General features: G+C 68.9%; 1 protein-coding gene. It reads left to right on the top strand.

What is annotated here, in order from left to right; all coding sequences use genetic code 11:
• Positions 1–219: transposase (locus tag ALMP_RS42540; RefSeq protein ID WP_264937411.1), on the top strand; the 219-nt coding region annotated here is incomplete at both ends.

Here is a 219-nt window from a genome sequence, read left to right as displayed (position 1 = left end):
CTGCTATCTGCGGGGACTGATGATGGACGGCCGCCGCAAGTCCATCCAGGCCATGGCCGAGCGGTTGCCGGACGGCAACGAGCAGAACCTGCAACAGTTCGTGAACCAGTCCACCTGGGATCCGGTGCCGGTGCGCCGGCGGATCGCGGAGCGGCTGGTGCCGCGGATCGGCCCGGACGCCTGGGCGGTCGATGACGTGTCGTTCCCCAAGGACGGACG

The organism is Streptomyces sp. A012304, assembly GCF_026008495.1.
In the GTDB taxonomy this organism is placed as follows: Bacteria; Actinomycetota; Actinomycetes; order Streptomycetales; family Streptomycetaceae; genus Streptomyces.
Note: the sequence above shows the minus strand (reverse complement) of the source record. Positions and strands in the feature narration are given on the sequence as shown.